At 69.9% G+C, this 17314-nt stretch carries 13 protein-coding genes and 2 pseudogenes (1 of these 15 running past the window's edge); 4 read left to right on the top strand and 11 right to left on the bottom strand.

Going from position 1 to position 17314, the window contains the following annotated elements; all coding sequences use genetic code 11:
* Window positions 1-297: 297 nt before the first annotated feature.
* The 5 genes and pseudogenes from CED_RS24315 to CED_RS13010 form a co-directional block, all read right to left on the bottom strand.
* On the bottom strand, window positions 298-456 hold the full coding sequence (locus CED_RS24315) for a hypothetical protein (RefSeq protein ID WP_157858544.1): 159 nt from the start codon (window positions 454-456) through the stop codon (window positions 298-300).
* 1037 nt (window positions 457-1493) lie between these two features.
* Complete coding sequence (locus CED_RS13025; protein WP_085002252.1) at window positions 1494-1877, bottom strand: ADP-ribosyltransferase; 384 nt, start codon at window positions 1875-1877, stop codon at window positions 1494-1496.
* Window positions 1878-1978: 101 nt separating this feature from the next.
* Window positions 1979-2461, bottom strand: a pseudogene (locus tag CED_RS22625) (IS66 family transposase); the annotation flags it as partial.
* Window positions 2462-3027: 566 nt separating this feature from the next.
* Window positions 3028-4395, bottom strand: coding sequence for a hypothetical protein (locus CED_RS13015; protein WP_235187066.1), 1368 nt, complete (start codon window positions 4393-4395; stop codon window positions 3028-3030).
* A 122-nt stretch (window positions 4396-4517) separates the two neighbouring features.
* A complete protein-coding gene (locus CED_RS13010) occupies window positions 4518-5447 on the bottom strand; it encodes a hypothetical protein (protein ID WP_235187065.1) in 930 nt (309 codons plus the stop codon).
* Between the two features lie 315 nt (window positions 5448-5762).
* On the opposite strand from CED_RS13010, the gene CED_RS13005 reads away from it, so the two are divergent.
* Window positions 5763-6821: a methyltransferase domain-containing protein gene (locus CED_RS13005; protein ID WP_035910883.1), complete on the top strand. Its 1059-nt coding sequence runs from the start codon at window positions 5763-5765 to the stop codon at window positions 6819-6821.
* A 194-nt stretch (window positions 6822-7015) separates the two neighbouring features.
* On the opposite strand, the gene CED_RS13000 is transcribed toward CED_RS13005, so the two are convergent.
* The gene (locus tag CED_RS13000; RefSeq protein ID WP_035910880.1) at window positions 7016-7858 is read right to left on the bottom strand and encodes a DUF4097 family beta strand repeat-containing protein; all 843 of its coding nucleotides are present in this window, start codon (window positions 7856-7858) and stop codon (window positions 7016-7018) included.
* Window positions 7859-7939: 81 nt separating this feature from the next.
* Window positions 7940-8461, bottom strand: a complete 522-nt coding sequence (locus CED_RS12995; RefSeq protein WP_035732780.1) for a toxin-antitoxin system HicB family antitoxin — start codon at window positions 8459-8461, stop codon at window positions 7940-7942.
* A gap of 257 nt (window positions 8462-8718) precedes the next feature.
* On the opposite strand from CED_RS12995, the gene CED_RS12990 reads away from it, so the two are divergent.
* Both CED_RS12990 and CED_RS12985 read left to right on the top strand, forming a co-directional pair.
* Window positions 8719-10305 carry a serine/threonine-protein kinase gene (locus CED_RS12990; protein WP_369807832.1) on the top strand — a complete coding sequence of 529 codons (1587 nt, stop codon included), beginning with the start codon at window positions 8719-8721 and terminating at the stop codon, window positions 10303-10305.
* Between the two features lie 294 nt (window positions 10306-10599).
* Window positions 10600-11772 (top strand): glycerophosphodiester phosphodiesterase, encoded by a 1173-nt coding sequence (locus tag CED_RS12985; protein ID WP_035910877.1) that lies wholly within the window; start codon window positions 10600-10602, stop codon window positions 11770-11772.
* A 51-nt stretch (window positions 11773-11823) separates the two neighbouring features.
* On the opposite strand, the gene CED_RS12980 is transcribed toward CED_RS12985, so the two are convergent.
* The 4 genes from CED_RS12980 to CED_RS12965 all read right to left on the bottom strand — a co-directional run bounded on the left by CED_RS12980 (window position 11824) and on the right by CED_RS12965 (window position 16138).
* Complete coding sequence (locus tag CED_RS12980; RefSeq protein ID WP_011436843.1) at window positions 11824-12222, bottom strand: NUDIX hydrolase; 399 nt, start codon at window positions 12220-12222, stop codon at window positions 11824-11826.
* 204 nt (window positions 12223-12426) lie between these two features.
* A complete protein-coding gene (locus tag CED_RS12975; protein WP_035910874.1) occupies window positions 12427-13584 on the bottom strand; it encodes an acyl-CoA dehydrogenase family protein in 1158 nt (385 codons plus the stop codon).
* A gap of 83 nt (window positions 13585-13667) precedes the next feature.
* Window positions 13668-14912 carry a CaiB/BaiF CoA transferase family protein gene (locus CED_RS12970; RefSeq protein ID WP_369807834.1) on the bottom strand — a complete coding sequence of 415 codons (1245 nt, stop codon included), beginning with the start codon at window positions 14910-14912 and terminating at the stop codon, window positions 13668-13670.
* Between the two features lie 11 nt (window positions 14913-14923).
* Window positions 14924-16138 (bottom strand): MmgE/PrpD family protein, encoded by a 1215-nt coding sequence (locus CED_RS12965; RefSeq protein WP_011436840.1) that lies wholly within the window; start codon window positions 16136-16138, stop codon window positions 14924-14926.
* A 431-nt stretch (window positions 16139-16569) separates the two neighbouring features.
* On the opposite strand from CED_RS12965, the pseudogene cysK reads away from it, so the two are divergent.
* Window positions 16570-17314, top strand: a pseudogene (gene cysK / locus CED_RS12960) (cysteine synthase A); it runs 185 nt beyond the window's last position.

Genomic DNA, 17314 nt, shown 5'->3' with positions numbered 1-17314 from the left:
CCTACCTGGCCGACTACCTCGACGCCTGCGGTCGCGCCGGCGCCAGAGCACCCACCGGGACGGACCTCGACCGGTTCCTGCCCTGGGCTGCCAACCCCGACGACCTCGCCCGCTGGAGGAAGCCTCCCGGCTGACCCAGCCACGCCAGCCCGACTCCAGCGGTGTCACACCCGGTGACACCNCCCGTCAGCATTCCCCCACGCGACTTCCGACTACTTACCCACGGCGAGGCACCTGGACCTCGCTCGTGGTGTGAAGGGGACGCCGCTCAGGCACCTGGCCTGAGCGGGGGGTCTGCTACTTGCTGGAGTTGTCCGTGTCGGTCTTGTTGCGCGCGGGGATCGGGTCGCCGGGCTTCCACGGCTTGCCGTCCGGGCCGTAGATGATGCTGTCGCCGGGGTTGCTGACGAACCGGTCGAGCCGGTCGTCCTTGGGCGGTGGCGGGTTCTCTGACATGGGCTGATTCTACTGCTGGGGGCCGACGATGCGGGCTTTCGCGTAGCGGACCGGGCGGCCGTTGGCGTCAGTGCGAGTCTCGTCGGAGAAGAACTCGAAGACCGTGTTCCGAGGGAGGAGGACTTCGTTCTGTCCGGGGAACTGGGTGCCGAGTGTCTCGACGGGGAGGACCTTGGATCCGGCCGGTATTTCGACTTCGACGATCATTCGTGTTGCTGTTGGTGGTCCGAAGCGGGTGAAGTCCTCGGCGACGCTGACGTCGGNGGTCATGGAACGGAAGCCGAGNTCTCTGTCTCGGAAGCCGGTGGCGTCGGGGGGGAGGAAGCGGTCGACGTGGCGGAGCCCGCGGTGCACGCTGATTGGCCGTGTCGTCTGTGGGACGGCGTCGAATGCTGCGTCGAGGTCGGCCACTACGTGGGCGATATCCGGGTTATCGCTCAGGGTGCGGGCGCGGAGTGTGGGGTTGATCGGTGAGTGGGGGCCGCTGTAGGTCCATACGGCCCGTCGCGAGGCTTCGGGGATGCGGCTGGCGTCTGCCAGGCCGACGAGGTACCGGTCGGCATCCTTGCCTCGGAGCGTCCCGGAGGGGAGTGGCCGCCAGCCGGTGTTGCGTGCCCGGTTGTGGCGGGCGNGNTCGGCGNGCTTCTTNCGGGNTTTCTCGTGGACCGCGCAGATCGGCATGCCGGGGGCTGCGGGGTTCTTGCAGCGTGTTCCGCGGAGGGTGAGGGCGCCACACGGCCGCGGAACACGCATGGACGGCGCTCCAGGGCGGTCGCACTGCTAGGGCAACGATGCGGGCACCTGGCGCCGCAGCGGATGCGACGGGACGTGCGGGCGCCGCGGTCAGACGCTCGGCCTGGGCGGATGGTGTTTTCCGGTTGGGGGTTTACGGGTCCGGTGTGTTTTTGTCTGGGGGGCTTGTCGGCTGGTCCCGGTCAGCGGGCTGGAGGATTTCGATGTCGCCGGGTTTCCAGGTGAACCGTTCGGGTCGGACTGTCTGCGAGTCGGGCTGGTCGCGGTCTGGACGGTCTGGGTTGTCAGATGATGACATTGATCTCTATCTCCCGATTGGAGTTGATCTTCGTGTCGGTGACTATCTCGAAGACGGTATCGCGCGGGAGGAGGATCTCGTTTTCTTCGGGATGCCGGGATTTGAAGGCCGGGGGTGCTGGTGGGATGAGGGACAACACCTTCGCCCCAGCAGGGATTGTGATCTTCAGTGTGGCGGTGTCGTAGCCGCTGCTGAAGCTGGCCGCAATGTGGTCACTGATAGTGGTGGAAACGAAGCCGTGGTCACGGAAGACGAAACCGTCCGCTGGCGGCTCACCTGCGATGTCTGTGACCGATCCGATGCCGCGGATGACGGTGATGGGCTGGTCGAGAGGCACAACCTGTTCGAATGCGTCGTCAAGGTCGGCCATGATGCGCGCCGTGTCTGCGCTGGACTCGCCTCCGTGACGCAACACGTCGTGTCCATTCACGGGTGGCGGCTTTACAGTAGCAGCCCCGTGTTGATGTTGGTTTAGGCGGCGAGAGCGTGTGTGGGGCTGGCCGCGCGCCTGGCTGGCATCCAGGGCGTACCGGCGAGGGCGAGGCGGATGGCGTCGACGGCGGTCAGGCCGTGGTCGCGGGCGGAGACGAGGTAGGAGCGCACGCGTAGGTAGGCGGCCATGGTGGTGGGGGTGTGCCAGTAGCCCGAGACGGCCTGGTGGCGTTTCGGGAGCCTGATCGCCTGCTCGCTGGGATTGTTCGTCCAGGGGATCGTGAAGTTGGTGGTGAAGAGCCAGACCTGGTCGGCCTTCGCGGCGAGCCGTCGGGCCAGGACCAGGCCGGGATGGTTCTTCTCGTCGGTCCAGGGACGGGACAGGTTCGTCAGTTCGCCGATCCGGACGTCGGCGTCGTAGCGGGCCCGCAGCGCGTCGATCGTCTTCTGGTCGAGGCGGCTGTTCCCGGCGGCGCGGGCGGTGACGACGAGGGTGTTGGCCTTGCGGAGCAGGTCGGTGAGCCAGCGCCGGTGATAGCCACGCACCCGCTCGGTGCGGGTCCCGCATCGCGGACAGGGCACCGGATCCGCCCGGGTCCGGGCAACGACCCGCACCCTGCGCCCCTCATCGACAACGCGCTGGACCAGCACGGCGGCCAGCTGAGGGAAGACGGTCGTCAGCAGTTCGGCGTCACACAGCACCGATGATGCCCGCACGGCAACTGCCTGTCACCACCGGAATCTTGGCAGAGCCCTTAAGTTGACAGGCCCCGTGGAGCCGACCGTAAGACCCGCGCAAGCGGGCAGGTGGCTGGGAAGCGGGAACCCGGCACGGCTTCGGCCGGTCAGACCGGGGGCGCCTCGCCGAGAGGCGAGGCGGCATAGGTGATGAGCGCTATCGATCATCACGATGCAACGGCGCACGTGGGCAATCTGGGTGGTCTTTCGCCGTCGTCTGCCGTGATGCCCTACCTGGCCAGATCGACGATGCCGTTCCGGTCCTCGTTGTCTCCCGATGACGTGGTCTCGAGACCCGGCCGGTGTGCCACCGGCCGGGTCGGGGAAACGTGGTGCGCGCTCGGTGTGGGTTACCAGTTCGGGTTGAGGATGAGCGGGGCGTCGGTGTCGGCCATCCACTGGTTGAATTCGTCGAGGGTGGTGAACAGCGGCTGGTTGGCGTGGTGGCAGGTAACGGTGGCAAGTTCGATGATTGCGGTGCTGGGATCGCTGGTGGTGAGCGTCGTCTGGACGTGGGCGAGGTCGGGTAGCGCGGCGCGGGTGACCTGAGTGTGCTGATCCTCGCCGAGAGTCATGGTCGCCTGGCCGATCAGCGCGGCCGTGGCCGCGGTGGTGACGGTCTCGGCTTCCAGGACCGCGAGTAGCTCGGGGCTGGCGCCGTCGGCGCGGGCCGCGACGATCGCGAGCTGGAGTCCTTGGACGATGATGGCGGCGGTGGCCTGCGCGACGACACCACCGACGAGGGCTCCGAGGACGGGGACGGGGACGACGGTCTGCCCGACCAGGCCGCCGGCCCACATCAGGCCGGTCCTGGCGGTCCCCGTCACGCTGCGGGCAGCGAACTCGCCGGGGTCGATGCGACCGCGGGCCAGGTCCAGGCCGGCGTCGGCGACGGCCCACACGGCGTCAGCCATGGCGGCGGGCACGGTACCGCTGCCCAGCGCCTTGGGCAGAAGACCGCTGCTGGCCGCGGTGCGGACGGAAGCGGAGATCGTGCCGATAGCACCGGAGCGGGCGGCGTTGCGGGCGGTGCCGCCAGCGACCGTGATGACTGCGGCGCCAGCGGAGGTCTCGCCGGCACGGATCCGGGCGGTCTCGCTGGCCGTGGTGACCATGGCGCCGACGAGCGCGCCTGCGGCGGCTCCAGCGAGGCTGGAGGTGGCGATGTCTCGCCCGGCTGCGGCGGCGATCTGGTGGTTGGCCCATCGGGCCGGGTTGTGGGCGGCGTCCTGCGTCTGCCGGTAGCTGATCGAATCGCTGTGCACCGACCCGTGCGTGAGCCGGTCGGTGCTGAAAGCCGCCGCGTCGGCGTAGCCCTCGAAGTAGATCCCCTCCTGGTTCATGCCCAGCCGCCGGTCGAGCAGGTCGTGGACGGCGTCGACCCGGTCTCCTGCGACCAGTCGCCCCATGCCCTGATATGCGGATCGCGAGATCTGGCGGGTCGTGTCCGACACCCGGTCGACGAGTTTGGCCTGCACCTCGGCGACCATCCGGCCACCGTCGGACAGCCGGATGTCGACCGGACCATTCTGCGGACCGCCCTGTGTCCATTCCAGGACCTGGGCGCGTACCGTCGAGCCCGCGCGGGCCGCGTGCCGGTTGAATCCGACCGCGTGCATCACCTCGAACAGGTGCCCGGCACGCTGCGGATTGCCATGGTTGGCATACCGCCGCGCCAGCTTGACGACAGTGTCGCGGCCGTTCAGTGTCTCGACCACCTCCGCCGCGGTCCGGCGGGTCGTCTGGTCGATGATCGACCAGACCGCGGCGTCCGCCCCNCCGGGAAGCAGCCCGATATGCCTCTCGCGTCTGCCGTGAGGCAGGGCAGAATGAGAGGTGGTCACGCTGGCCGGGGCAGGGCGAGCAGCCGCTGCTTGGCGTTGAGAACGACCTGGCGAACCTGCACATCCACCGTTCCGTCCTCGCCGGCGATCGGCGTACTCATCACCGTCACCGCGGTCGAGGCGACCCCGACGAGCTGTGCCACCCGCTGCCGCTGCTCGATCGTGTAGGTCACATAGTCCGGGTTGGCGGTGACGAGCGTATCCAGCAGCGGCAGCCGGACGGTCATCGCGACGCGCAGGTCCTTGAGAATGTCCCGGACCTGCCGGCTGCGCCGACGCACGAGGGCCGCCTGCGCCTGCGCCCGTCCGAAGTCAGCCGCCGCCTCGGCGATCTGCGCCGCTGTCTCGCGCTGACCGGTGCGGGCCCTGCGCCCCTGCCACTCGAGCACCCCGCCCACAGCAATGACCACCGGCGCCGCCACGATGCCCGCCAGCACGGTCGTCCCGGCCGCGACCCCACCACCACCGGCGGCGATCGGCCCGCCGCCCAGCCAGGCCAACGTCGCGCTCGTCGCCGCAGCACCGGACAGCCCTGAAATCGCCGTCCCAGTGGAGGCCGTCGCCAAGGCCCCGACCGCCGCGAACGTCGCACCACCCGCCCCGGCGCCGGCCACCGCCCCAGCAGCCAGCGCCCCCAGTGACTGGACCACGCTGATCCGTAGCCGACGCAGTTCGACGTCCGGCAGCTCCCCGCCGACCAGCAGGTCGATCTCCGCGAGCTCAGCCAGATCGACGTTCTTCAGCCGACTGAACACCTCCTGGAACGGCACCAGCGCCACGTCATACAGCTCAGCACGGGCCCGCTGCTGAGCCTCTGTCTCGGCAGCCATTCGCCCGGCCAGCAGCCGACAGCGAGCTTCGAGCTGCTCGTACGAACGCTTGTTGTCTTTCGCAAGCTTGACCGCATCAACAATGGCGACGCCCACGGGCCCCCCGAATNCCCAGCCACGTTCCAGCGCCCGCCACGATATCGCAGCCCAACAGGCATACCGACCACGGCGCTGCCTGTGGCTTCGGTGGTTACAGGGCCAGCAGGTGATGGGCATCGTGCCTCGGCTGCGTCTGCTCCGGTGAGATTATGGCGGCTGGTAGATCCCGAGGGGGGAGAGGCAGTTCGGCGTGGGGAAGCACTCGAAGCCGGTGGCCTGTCCTGGGTGTTCCGGTGATGGGACGGTCGAAGTTGTCAACGACGGGACGAAGGAGAAGAAAACCTGTCAGCTATGCAAGGGCACCGGGAAGGCATGAGCGGGCGGGTGGTGAACCGGGAGGACTTCATCCCGGATGAGGTCTGGGTGACCGGTGATGACGGATTCTTCCTGGTTCCGCTCCGTCGAAGCGAAGATCCGGAAGGGTGGTTGGCGCTGGTCCGTAGCGATCAGGCGATCACCACCCAGGTAGACGATGGTAGGGACAAGTACGACGGTAAGGGGATCATCCCGACCAGTTCGTGTAGTGCGCGGTGGGTGGTCGACCGGATGCTTGATCTCCTCGGCGTGCGCCCGGGAATGCGCGTGCTGGAGATCGGGACAGGTACCGGCTACAACGCTGCGCTTCTCGCGGTGCAGGCCGGTTCCGGTCAGGTGACCAGCATGGAAGTCGACCCGATGATAGCCGGACAGGCACGGGCGGCGTTGGACCGGACCGGCCATCCCGTGCGGGTGATCGCAGGGGATGGGACCGCGGGCTATCCGGCGGGCGCACCGTACGACCGTGTGATCGCAACAGCGTCAGTGTCGGTGGTCCCCTGTTCGTGGGTGGAGCAGACCCGGCCCGGGGGGCGGATCGTGTTCCCGTTCGCCGGTACCTTCGACGGGGCGTTGGCGGTTCTGGTCGTCGATGACGATGGTGTGGCCCGCGGCCGGTTCCACGATGAGGCCGGGTTCATGCGGCTACGGAACCAGCGGCGCGACCCGCATGTGTGGTGGCTGGGTGAGGACGACGCGGACGTCAGNCCCACCCGCCGGTATCTCCGCGAGCCTTTCGATGATGCGGCGACCGGGTTCGCGGTCGGCTTGTGGCTGCCGGGCTGCACGACCGGGGACATCGACGAAGGCGGCCCCGCGAACACCCTGTTGCTGTCTCACAGCCCGTCGCAGTCCTGGGCATCGCTGACCGCAGGCCTGGACGAGCACGAGATCACCCAGTACGGGCCGCGTCGACTCTGGGACGAGCTGGAGACGGCCTACGACTGGTGGATGAACTCCGGCCGGCCCTCCCGCGATCGGTTCGGGCTCACTGTGACTCCCGACGGGCAAACCTTCTGGCTCGACAACCCGGACCACGCCATCCTTCTCCGCTGAGCCGGACACGGGAGGGCGGAACGCTCCGACAGGCCGACCTGCCGGCGGCCGAAGGCCGCCCTTGAGGGGGTGCAGGTGGCACGCCGCTGGCGGCCCGACGCACCATGCCCGCTGACCTGACCGACGCCCGGGTCAGCGGCTACGGCGCCATCGAGCGGAAGGCGTAGCCGGGCCGGCTCGCGCTTCGGGAACGGTCAGGCACGGTGGATCAGGATGTCGCCGTCGCCGCTACGGGCGCGCACCTCGACGGTCTCGTCGGTGGGCGCGGGGGCGTGGATGGCGGTCAGTTCGCTGTGCACACCGCCGCGTCCCGAGCGGACGTCCAGCAGGGCGGCGGTACCTTTCCGTACTCCCACTTCGAGCCGGCCGGAACCGGATACGAGCGCGACTGTGCCGCGCACCACTTCGCCGATCCGCACGCTGCCCGAGGCGGTCCTGGCCTCGACGCCCGCCAGCGCGCGGTCGACGGTGATGGCACCGGAGGCAGTGATCAGCCGTGCGTCTCCCGTCACCTCACCGATGGTGACGCCCCCGTTGGCCGTCTTGACTACCGCCGAGCCGTCGATCTCGCGGATCCGGATCATGCCGTTCGAGGTCTTGATCTCGGCGTGCCCGGTCGTGCGGCCCACGGACACGTTCCCGTCGGCGGTCCCCAGCCGGAGCCTGCCGGTCTGGTCAAGGTCAATGTCGCCGGTGGCGGTGTGGAAGCTGGAATCGCCCAGGCGGCCCGTGCTCTGGATGTTGGTCATCGAGCTCGCCTCGACCCGCGAACCGGTGGGCAGCTCGACTGTCACGGTGACGGAGCCGTCCGACCCGAACAGCGAGCGGGCCGTCTTCCTGGGCGCTCTGAGGTGAAGCTTGCCTTTGTCATATTCGATGCGGGTCTCCCGCGCCGTCCGCNCGTCGGTGTCGTGCGACGGGTCGCTCGGGCGTACCTCCACGACCGTGTCGGCGCGGTCGCTCGCGTTGATCCGGACGTGGCCGGTCCCGAGTTCGATGACGGCGAGGATCGGTTCGGGGGTGCGGAAAGTCGGCATGATGATCTCCTTGTAACGTCGTCAGCCTGGACATGGCTTGCCCGGACGCGGTGAACGCCGGCGTGGTGAACGCCGGCGCGGCTAACGCACCCAGCCGCTGTAACGCAGTCCCATCTGCTGGCCTGCGTGCGGACCGGTGCGCCGCCCCGCGGCACCGGGGTCGAGCGCGGCGCAGACGGCGTGCACCAGCCAGGCGTTGACGGACAGTCCTTCGTGCTCGGCCGCTTCATCGATGCGCGGTTTGAGACGCTCGGGGACGCGTAGCGTGATCCGCGAGGTACGTCCCTCGTCGTCCTCTGGAGCGGCGGACGGTTGCCTGACCACGGCGGCCTCGAAGTCGTCCGCATCCGAGTGGTCGGCCGGCGGTGGCGTCACGACAAAATCAGGGTCCCGCCCACGCAGGCGTACCTCGACCGAGCCCGGTGCCAACTCTCGGGTGATCTCGTCGGCGGCGGCCGACAGCGCCTCCAGCAGGGCGAGCCTGACGGCCGAGTCCAGCGGCAGGGCGAGCCGCTCGGCCAGCGCGCGGGCGTCCTCACCCCCGGCTTCCGCGGCTGCCGCGAGTTCCCGGCGGAGGTTCTCGACATACGGTGCAAGGTCCATGACGCCATAATGGCGCCAAGTTGACGTCATGTGCAAGCTCTGGTGGCCAGTAAGACGTCACAGACGCGGTCGCGGATGCCGTCATGGACGCCGTCGCCTCGGCTGTCCGGCCGGTACGGCCGTCGGCGGGGCGGTCGCGCACCCTCGTCGCGTGCGACGACTACGAAAAGTAGCGATCGTCGGGGTGCTCTCGTCACCGTCGCAGGCCTCGGCGATAGTGGGGCGACCCGCTCGGTGGCGGCGGTGAGCAGACGGGGGTGGATGTGCCGGGCGACGCGCACGGCGTCAGGATGCAGCCGCCGCGGGCCACGGATCCGGGGTCGCTGGGCCGGCACCGGGTGCTGGGCAGGCTCGGTGCCGGCGGGATGGGNGTGGTCTACCTGGCCGAGGGNCCCCTCGGCCAGGTCGCGGTCAAGCTGATCCGACCGGAGTACGCCGACGATCCGCAGTTCCGGGCGCGATTCCATCGCGAGGTCCAGGCGTGTTTCCGGGTCGGCGGTGCCCACACCGCCCGGCTCGTCGACTTCGAGCTGGAGGCCGAACGTCCATGGCTGGCCACCGAGTTCGTCGACGCCCCGGACCTCGCCGCCCAGGTCGCGGCGGCCGGCCCCCTGTCCACCGGGGAGCAGATCATCCTGGCGGCCGGGCTCGCCGAGGCGTTGGCGTCCATCCACGCGGCCGGCCTGATCCACCGCGATCTCAAACCGTCCAATGTGCTGTGGACCGCGGACGGGCCGAAGGTCATCGACTTCGGGATCGCCGCGGCGGCCGAGGCGCGCCCGCTGACCGCGGTGGGCGGAGTCGTCGGCACGCCCGGGTGGCTCTCGCCGGAGCAGGCCACAGGCGGGGNGGNCACCNCGGCCAGCGACGTGTTCGGCTGGGGGGCCCTGGTCTGCTTCGCAGCCACCGGCCAGCCGCCGTTCGGCAGCGGCTCCGCCGACGCGGTGGCGTCGCGGATCGCGGCCGCCGAGTTCCAGATCGACTTCGACCGGCTCGCTCCGGAGCTGCACGCGCCCGTCCGCGAGGCACTCGACCGCCAGCCGCCGCAACGGCCCACCGCGCTCGACCTGTGCGAGCGGCTCGTCGGTCACGCCCGGGGGGCGCGGATCCCGGTGACGCGCGTCCTTCCCGACGCCGCCCGGACACCCACCCCACCGGCTGCACCGCAGATCCCGGCTGCACCGCAGATCCCGGCTTCATCCGAGCCGCGGGCACGCCGTCGCCGTCGCTGGCTGTTGGTGGGCGCCGGCACCGTCGTGATCCTCGCGCTCGCGGGGGCGCTCGCCGCCGTGCTGGTGATCGGGGGCGACAACTCGAGCGCGGACAACTCGGCGAGTGGCCGGCAGTCCTTCACCGCCGACGCGCCGTGGCGTCTCGCGATCATCGACCAGATCGAGGGCACCGACAACGGGTGCACGATCACCGTGACCAGCGACAGCACCGGCGAGCAGAAGGCGATCAAGGAGGTCTACGGCGCGAAGACCTTCCAGGTACCGCTTGTCGGCGGCTTCCACTGGCGGGCCAACGACCCCGGGNGCTCGGTGACGGCCCGCTCCGGATCGGGGACGGCCGTCCTGCCCTTCGCCCAGCAGGCCGGCACCGGCGACACCGACGCGTTCGAGGTCGCCTCGGGCCTTGTCCGGGTCGAGGTCGTGGACTTCGCCGGCTCGGACGACTGCGGGCTGCAGCTCCACGACGCCGCCGACGGCCGGGAGATCAGCTTCGGTACCGCGGCCCGCGGCGGTCCGCCGTTGCTGCTGGACCCGAGCGGACGCACCCAGGTCTACCTGGCCAACCTCACCTGCGGTGTCCGGGTGTCGGCCGCCCCGGCAGCCCCGGGCTGAGCGGGTTCTGTTCCCCGCTGCCCGGCACAGCACCGTAGCGGCCCGTACCGACCGGCCGGCTGTAGGGCCGCTCGTGTCACCGCGGTCCGCACGCTGACGGAGGCGGGCTGACCGAGGTCGTCACCGTTGCGCGCGGCTGATGGTTACGGCCGGCTGTTCGTGCGCCAGGTTCATCAAAGTGCCATCTGGGCGACCACGGCGGGTAACACGTGGTCCGTTCGTTGGTCGGCTGTTTCCGGTTGGCTTTATGGGCGCTCCGTCGGCGAGGGTCGTCGCCGCTGCGCTGGAGGACTTGTGGACCGTCGTCGCGTGCTCGCGGGGATCGTCGCAGCGCCTTTCGCCGCCGTCCCTCTCCTCGTCCCGGTAGCCGCGTCGGTCGCCCCGGCGGGCGCCCTTGGTTCCGGCGGTGGCCAGCGTCGCCCGACACTGGTGATCGGGCATCGGGGAGCGGCCGGCTACCGCCCGGAGCACACCCTGGCCTCCTACGAACTGGCCGCCCGGTTGGGTGCCGACTTCGTCGAGCCGGACCTCGTGTCCACCAGGGACGGCGTCCTGGTCTGCCGGCACGAGCCGGAGATCGGCGGAACCACCGACGTCGTCGCGCATCCCGAGTTCGCCGCCCGCCGGACGACGAAGATTCTCGACGGCGTCGCGACCACCGGCTGGTTCACCGAGGACTTCACCCTGGCCGAACTGAAGACGCTGCGCGCCAAGGAACGGCTGCCCGAGGTCCGCCCGCGGAACACCAGGTACGACGGCCAGTCCGAGATCCCGACGTTCACCGAACTGCTCGACCTGCGCGCCCGGCTGTCCCGGGAACTCGGCCGCGAGATCGGCGTCTACCCGGAGACCAAGCACCCGACCTACTTCGCCAAGGCCGGCCTGCCCCTGGAGCGGCGGCTGCTGGACATCCTGGTCCGGTACGGCCTGAACCACCGGGGCGCGCCGGTGTACGTCCAGTCCTTTGAGACCACGAATCTCTGCGAGCTGCGCACACTCGGCCTGCGCACGGCCTCGGTACAGCTGCTGTCCGCCACGGGCGCACCGTTCGATCTCGTCAATGCCGGCGACCCGCGGACGTACCAGGATCTGTCGACGCTGGCCGGGCTGTGGCAGATCGCCCGCTACGCGAACGGCATCGGCCCGGACAAGCTTCAGATCATCCCCCGGGCCGGGGACGGGACGCTGGGTACCCCGACCTCCCTGGTCACCGACGCCCACGCCGCCGGGTTGGTGGTGCACCCGTACACCTTCCGCGCGGAGAACACCTTCCTCCCGAAGGACTACCAGGTGGGCGCCAACCCCAGCGACCTCGGCCGGGCCGTCGACGAACAGGTTGCCTATCTCAAGACGGGCATCGACGGGCTGTTCACCGACCAGGCCGATATCGGCGTCCGCGCCCGGGCCGTCGCCGCCGGCCTCCCGANCCCCGGNCCCCCNCCGGCCGGCCACCACGCCACTCAATGACCCGCCCCACAATGACCCGCCGGCAGGTCCGCCTCGACATCGGACAGCCGGTTAACCGAGGGTCGGAAGCACCCGTTCGAAGAATTCGTGGTGACCGGCGAACGTGAGCTCCAGCCGGGTGAACTCGTGCGGCGTCACCCAGCGGGCGTCGCTCACCTCGCCCGGGTCGAGGATCAGTTCCTCGTCGGATCCGACCTCGGCGGTCCACCAGTGCAGCTGGTAGCTGCCGTCGTCGGTGTCGCATTCCCAGACCTTCGCAAGGGGGGTGACCGCCAGCCCCACCTCCTCACGGACCTCGCGAACCAGCGCCGCCGCCTGGCTCTCGCCGGGCTCGATCCGGCCGCTCAGCGGAGCCCAGTAGCCCGGTCTCCGCGCCTGCGGCCCACGCCGGATGACCAGTACGCGACCGGCCCTCAGCAGCACCGCGACCACGGCCTGCCGTTTGCCCACCGCCGCCGTCACGGGAACCAGTGTAGGGAGGAGGCCGACGTCGCGACGGAAAAGTGTGGAGGGTTGAGTGTGGAGGGTTCGGCACGGCCCGCAGGTCGTGAACCGTGCCTGACCCTCCGCGGTTCAGCCGGCACCATGATCGGGAGGATCGCCGGACGTCGCCGGGTACGGACGGCGGCGATGCTGGTCAAGGGATGATTCCCATCAAGGGGTGATTCCCCCTCGGGCGACGAGCTGGGCGGCGATGACGTTGCGCTGGATCTCGTTGGTGCCTTCGCCGATGATCATGAGTGGGGCGTCACGGAAGTAGCGTTCGACGTCGAACTCGGTGGAGTAGCCGTAGCCGCCGTGCACCCGGACCGCGTTGAGCGCGATCTCCATCGCGGTTTCCGAGGCGAACAGCTTGGCCATCCCGGCTTCCAGGTCGCATCGGTCGCCGGCGTCGTAGCGGTCGGCGGCCAGGAGCACGAGCTGGCGGGCAGCGGTGTACTTGGTGGCCATGTCGGCGAGGTAGTTGCCGATGGACTGGTGTTTCCAGATCGGCTTGCCGAAGGCCTCGCGTTCCTGGGCGTAACGCAGTGCGTCGTCCAGCGCGGCGCGGGCGACACCGAGGGCGCGGGCGGCGACCTGGATCCGGCCGATCTCCAGGCCCTTCATCATCTGCGCGAATCCGCGGCCTTCCTCACCGCCGAGCAGCGCATCGACGGGGACATGGTAGTCATCGAAGGACAGCTCACAGCTTTCGACGCCCTTGTAGCCGAGTTTTGGCAGGTCTCTGGACACGGTGAATCCGTCGCCGGGTTCGACGAGCAGGATGCTGATGCCCTTGTGCCTGGGCTCGGCTTTCGGATCGGTCCTGCACAGCAGCGCGATCAGCTGGGAGCGGCGGGCGTTGGTGATCCACGTCTTCGACCCGTTGACCACGTAGTGCTCACCGGCGCGGCGGGCGCTGGNGGTGAGGGCCTGCAGGTCGGAACCTCCAGCGGGTTCGGTCAACGCCATCGTGGCGCGGATCTCACCGCTGGCCAGTGCGGGCAGATAACGCAGCTTCTGCTGCTCGGTGCCGAAGGTGAGGATGAGTGTGGAGACGACGGTGTGGCCACCCATCGCGCCGGCCAGGCTCATCCAGCCGCGGGCGAGCTGCTCGGTGACCTGGACGTAGCAGGGGGTGGAGACGGCAACCTCGCCGTAGGGTTCCGGAATGGTCAGGCCGAAGATGCCGAGCTTTTTCATCTGCTCGATGAGCTTCTCGGGATAGTCGTTGGCGTGTTCCAGGTCCCGGGCGACCGGGCGGACCTCCCGATCGACGAAGTCGCGCACGGTGTCGACGATGGCTTTTTCTTCTGCGGTCAAGGTACTCACGCCGGGTCCTCTTCGGCTGGTCCTCTTGGATGGCTCTTGGATGGCTGGTCCTCGTTGGATGGGGGGCCGGGGGTCGGCGGAGGTCAGATGACGCCGTCGGCACGGAGCGCGGCGATGGCGGTATCGGTGCGGCCCAGGCTGCGCAGGATGGTGTCGGTGTGTTCGCCGAGGGCGGGAACGGGGTTCATCACCGGGTCCAGGTCGGTGAGGGTGGCCGGAGGCAGGAGGGCACCGATGTCGCCGCCGGGGGTGGCAACGGTGCGCCACCGGTCGCGGCCAGTCAGGACGGGATGGTCGAGGAAGTGGGCGACGGAGTTCAGTCGGGCGTTGGCGATACCGGCTTTGGCCAGCAACNCCAGCACTGTGCCGGTATCGAGCGCGGCGAATCGGTCCGCGATCACCCCGTTGAGGGCGTCGCGGTGGGCGACGCGTGCGGAGTTGGTCGCGAAGCGGTGGTCCTCGGTCAGGGTCGGGTCGTCGAGCACGATCCGGCAGAAGGCGTGCCATTCGCGTTCGTTCTGGATGGCCAGCAGCACCGTCTGGTCCTCGGCGGTGGTGAACGGGCCGTAGGGGGCGATGGTGGCGTGCTGAGCGCCGACCCGTGCCGGTTGCCGCCCGCCGTACCGGGTGTAGTAGGCCGGTGAACCCATCCACTCGGCGAGGGCCTCGAACAACGATACCTCGACCGCGGAGACCGACCCCGTGGTGGCGCGCCGGTAGAGGGCGGTGAGGATGCCGGTGTAGGCGTACATGCCGGCGGCGATGTCGGCGACCGAGATCCCGGCCTTCGCCATCTGGTCCGGGCTACCGGTCAGCGACACGAGGCCGGTCTCGCACTGCACGAGCAGGTCGTAGGCTTTCCGGTCGGCCCAGGGCCCGTCGGTACCGTAGCCGGAGATCGTGCAGGGGATCACCCGAGGGTGCCGGTCGGCCAGGGACGAGGCGTCGAGGCCGAGGCGAGCGGCGGCGCCGGGGCCGAGGTTCNGCACCAGCACGTCGGCCCTGGCCAGCAGCTCCTCCAGAACCGCGCGCCCCTCGGCGGTTTTCACGTCCAGGGNGAGGGATTCCTTGGAGCGGTTGAGCCACACGAAGTAGCTCGACTGGCCGTGCACCGACACGTCGTAGCGGCGGGCGAAGTCGCCGCCGTCGGGCCGTTCGATCTTGATGACCCGCGCGCCGAAATCAGCCAGCTGGCGGGTGGCGAACGGGGCCGCGACGGCCTGCTCCAGGCTGACCACGGTCACCCCGGCCAACGGCAGCGGGACGTGCGGCGAAGGGGAGTCCGGGGCGGCGCCCGGCGCAGTGCGGTGCCGCTGGTGCTCGGTCATGTGGTGCTCGGTCACGTCAGGCCGCTCCTTTGGCCAGGCAGGTGGTCTGCCAGCAGCGTCGCGGCACGCGCCCAGTCCAGTCCGGTCAGCAGCGCGGGAACGTCGGGGCCACAGTCGGCGATCTTGGCGCGCAGGTCCTGGTCCGAAGGTGGCCGCCCGGGCGACCCGGGTGGCAGCCGCTGGCTCACCGAGTACCGGGCGCCACCGCTGAGGGTGAGCGTGATATCGATGCGGCCGGAGAGCAGCCCGTCACCGCCCGGGGTCTCGGTGACGGCTACGAGCTGGAGCAGACGCTGGGCTTCGGGTCGGGTCACGGCGAGGTCGGTGAAACTCCCGAAGCCGGGATGGGGGTCTAGCAGTGCGGCGGCGATGGCATATTCAAGGCTGAACTTCCCCTGCAGCCCGGTGCGGGGCCGATGGTGGATCAGTGGCTGCACCGCGCCCTCGGGTGTGCTCACCTCGATCGCGGTGATGCCCGAGGCGACGACGTCGGCAGGCAGGTGCTCGCGCAGCGCGCTGATCGGGCGTTGCAGTGCGTAGCAGCAGGGAAAAATCTTGATCGCCAGCCCGCCGGGAACCGCCGGGCCGGTCACGTCGATGCGGTCCGGGTCGCCGCCGACCAGTCGGAGCCATGCATCCAGCGCGGTCGGATCCGCGGTGGCGCCGGCGGCGGCCAGCCTCGCCGCCCGAACTCCCGCGTCGGCGGCGAAGCCGACCTGCAGGGACTTGCCGGCGGAACCGAATGCCCGCTGCACCCCGCCGGCCGCGGGAACCGAGAGCGCGATCGCGGTGGCGATCCGCTCGGCCGACAGGCCCAGCGCCACCGACGCGGACACGGCGGCGGCCGGCGCCCCGGCCGTACAGGTGGCGTGCCATCCGCCGGCATAGTGCGACCAGCCCAGCGCCACCCCGAGCCGCGCCATCATCCCGGCCCCCGCCAGGTAGGCGCGGGCGTCCCCGCCGACGGCCAGCGTCGCGGGGACGCACACCACGCTGATGTGGGTGGTCGACTCCAGGTGCAGGTCGTCGAAATCCAGGACGTGCCCGACCGCCGCCCAGCGCGCCGCGTCCGGCAGCCCGGCCGACAGCGCCACCAGATCGTCCTGCCGGGCGGCGAGCGTGACCGCTATCGTGTCGAGCAGCGAGCGCTGCGCCAGGTCGAGGTCCGCGGCACTCGGCGCGTAGTCGTGCGCCCACCGGGCCAACGTCTCGGCGGTCGGTTCCATCCACAACTCCCGACTCCCGCCAGCGCGGGGCCACACCTGGATCGCCCGTGTCTGGATCGCCCGTGTCTGGATCGCCCGTGTCCGCGGCGCACATACCCGTCCGGAGAATAATGTACGGCTAATAGTGATCGGTGACTCGCTGAGCGGCATGGTCACCGTGGAGTCCACCCAGGCACTCGCTGCCGGGGGGTTGATGGCTGCCGGGGGTTGATGGCTACTGTGCGCCTGGCCTGAGGCGCCGGTACAGGTACGCCGGTACAGGTACGACGACCCGGCGGGCCGGGGCTTCCGGATGTTGGCCCGGGGGACCTGTGGGCCTAACTTTCCCGGCCGTGGACGAACCAGCAGGCCCGTCGAGGTCGTCAGGAAGGTCGGGAAGGTGCGGGCCTGGCAGAGTGGATGACCACGGGGCCCGGCAGAGGAGAACATCGATGAGGATCGCGGAAGACATCACGCAACTGATCGGCAACACGCCGCTGGTCCGATTGCGTCGCGTCACGGACGGAGTGGGAGCCCAGGTCGTGGCCAAACTGGAGTCCTTCAACCCGGCGCACAGCGTGAAGGACCGTCTCGGTGTGGCCCTGATCGACGCCGTGGAGCGGGCCGGGCTGATCGGGCCGGACACCGTCATCCTCGAACCCACCAGTGGGAACACCGGCATCGCCCTGGCCATGGTGTGCGCCGCCCGCGGCTACCGCTGCGTCCTGACGATGCCTGAGACGATGAGCACCGAGCGGCGGATGCTGCTGCGGGCCCTCGGCGCGGAGCTCGTGCTCACCCCCGGTGCCGAGGGCATGCCCGGCGCCATCGCGAAGGCGGAGGAGCTCGCGAAGAACGACGAACGGTACCTCATCCCGCAGCAATTCGAGAACCCGGCCAACCCGGCGATCCACCGCGCCACGACCGCCGAGGAGATCTGGCGCGACACCGACGGGCAGATCGACGTGCTCGTCGCCGGAGTCGGCACCGGCGGGACCATCACCGGCGTCGCCCAGGTCATCAAGGAGCGCAGGCCCGAGGCCCGGTTCGTCGCCGTGGAGCCGTCGGCATCGCCGGTGCTCTCGGGCGGCGTGAAGGGACCGCACCCGATCCAGGGCATCGGCGCCGGGTTCGTCCCGCCGGTCCTGGAGACCGGCCTCGTCGACGAGATCATCCAGGTCGATGGTGAGGACNCCT

Source organism: Frankia sp. CeD (assembly GCF_000732115.1).
GTDB lineage: Bacteria > Actinomycetota > Actinomycetes > Frankiales > Frankiaceae > Frankia > Frankia casuarinae.
Note: the sequence above shows the minus strand (reverse complement) of the source record. Positions and strands in the feature narration are given on the sequence as shown.

Coding starts and splice junctions, on each gene's coding strand:
- CED_RS12995 (WP_035732780.1), bottom strand. CDS start 8,461: ATGGACCTTGCACCGTATGTCGAGAACCTCCGCCGGGAACTCGCGGCA.
- CED_RS13025 (WP_085002252.1), bottom strand. CDS start 1,877: ATGGCCGACCTTGACGACGCATTCGAACAGGTTGTGCCTCTCGACCAG.
- CED_RS12965 (WP_011436840.1), bottom strand. CDS start 16,138: ATGGAACCGACCGCCGAGACGTTGGCCCGGTGGGCGCACGACTACGCG.
- CED_RS24315 (WP_157858544.1), bottom strand. CDS start 456: ATGTCAGAGAACCCGCCACCGCCCAAGGACGACCGGCTCGACCGGTTC.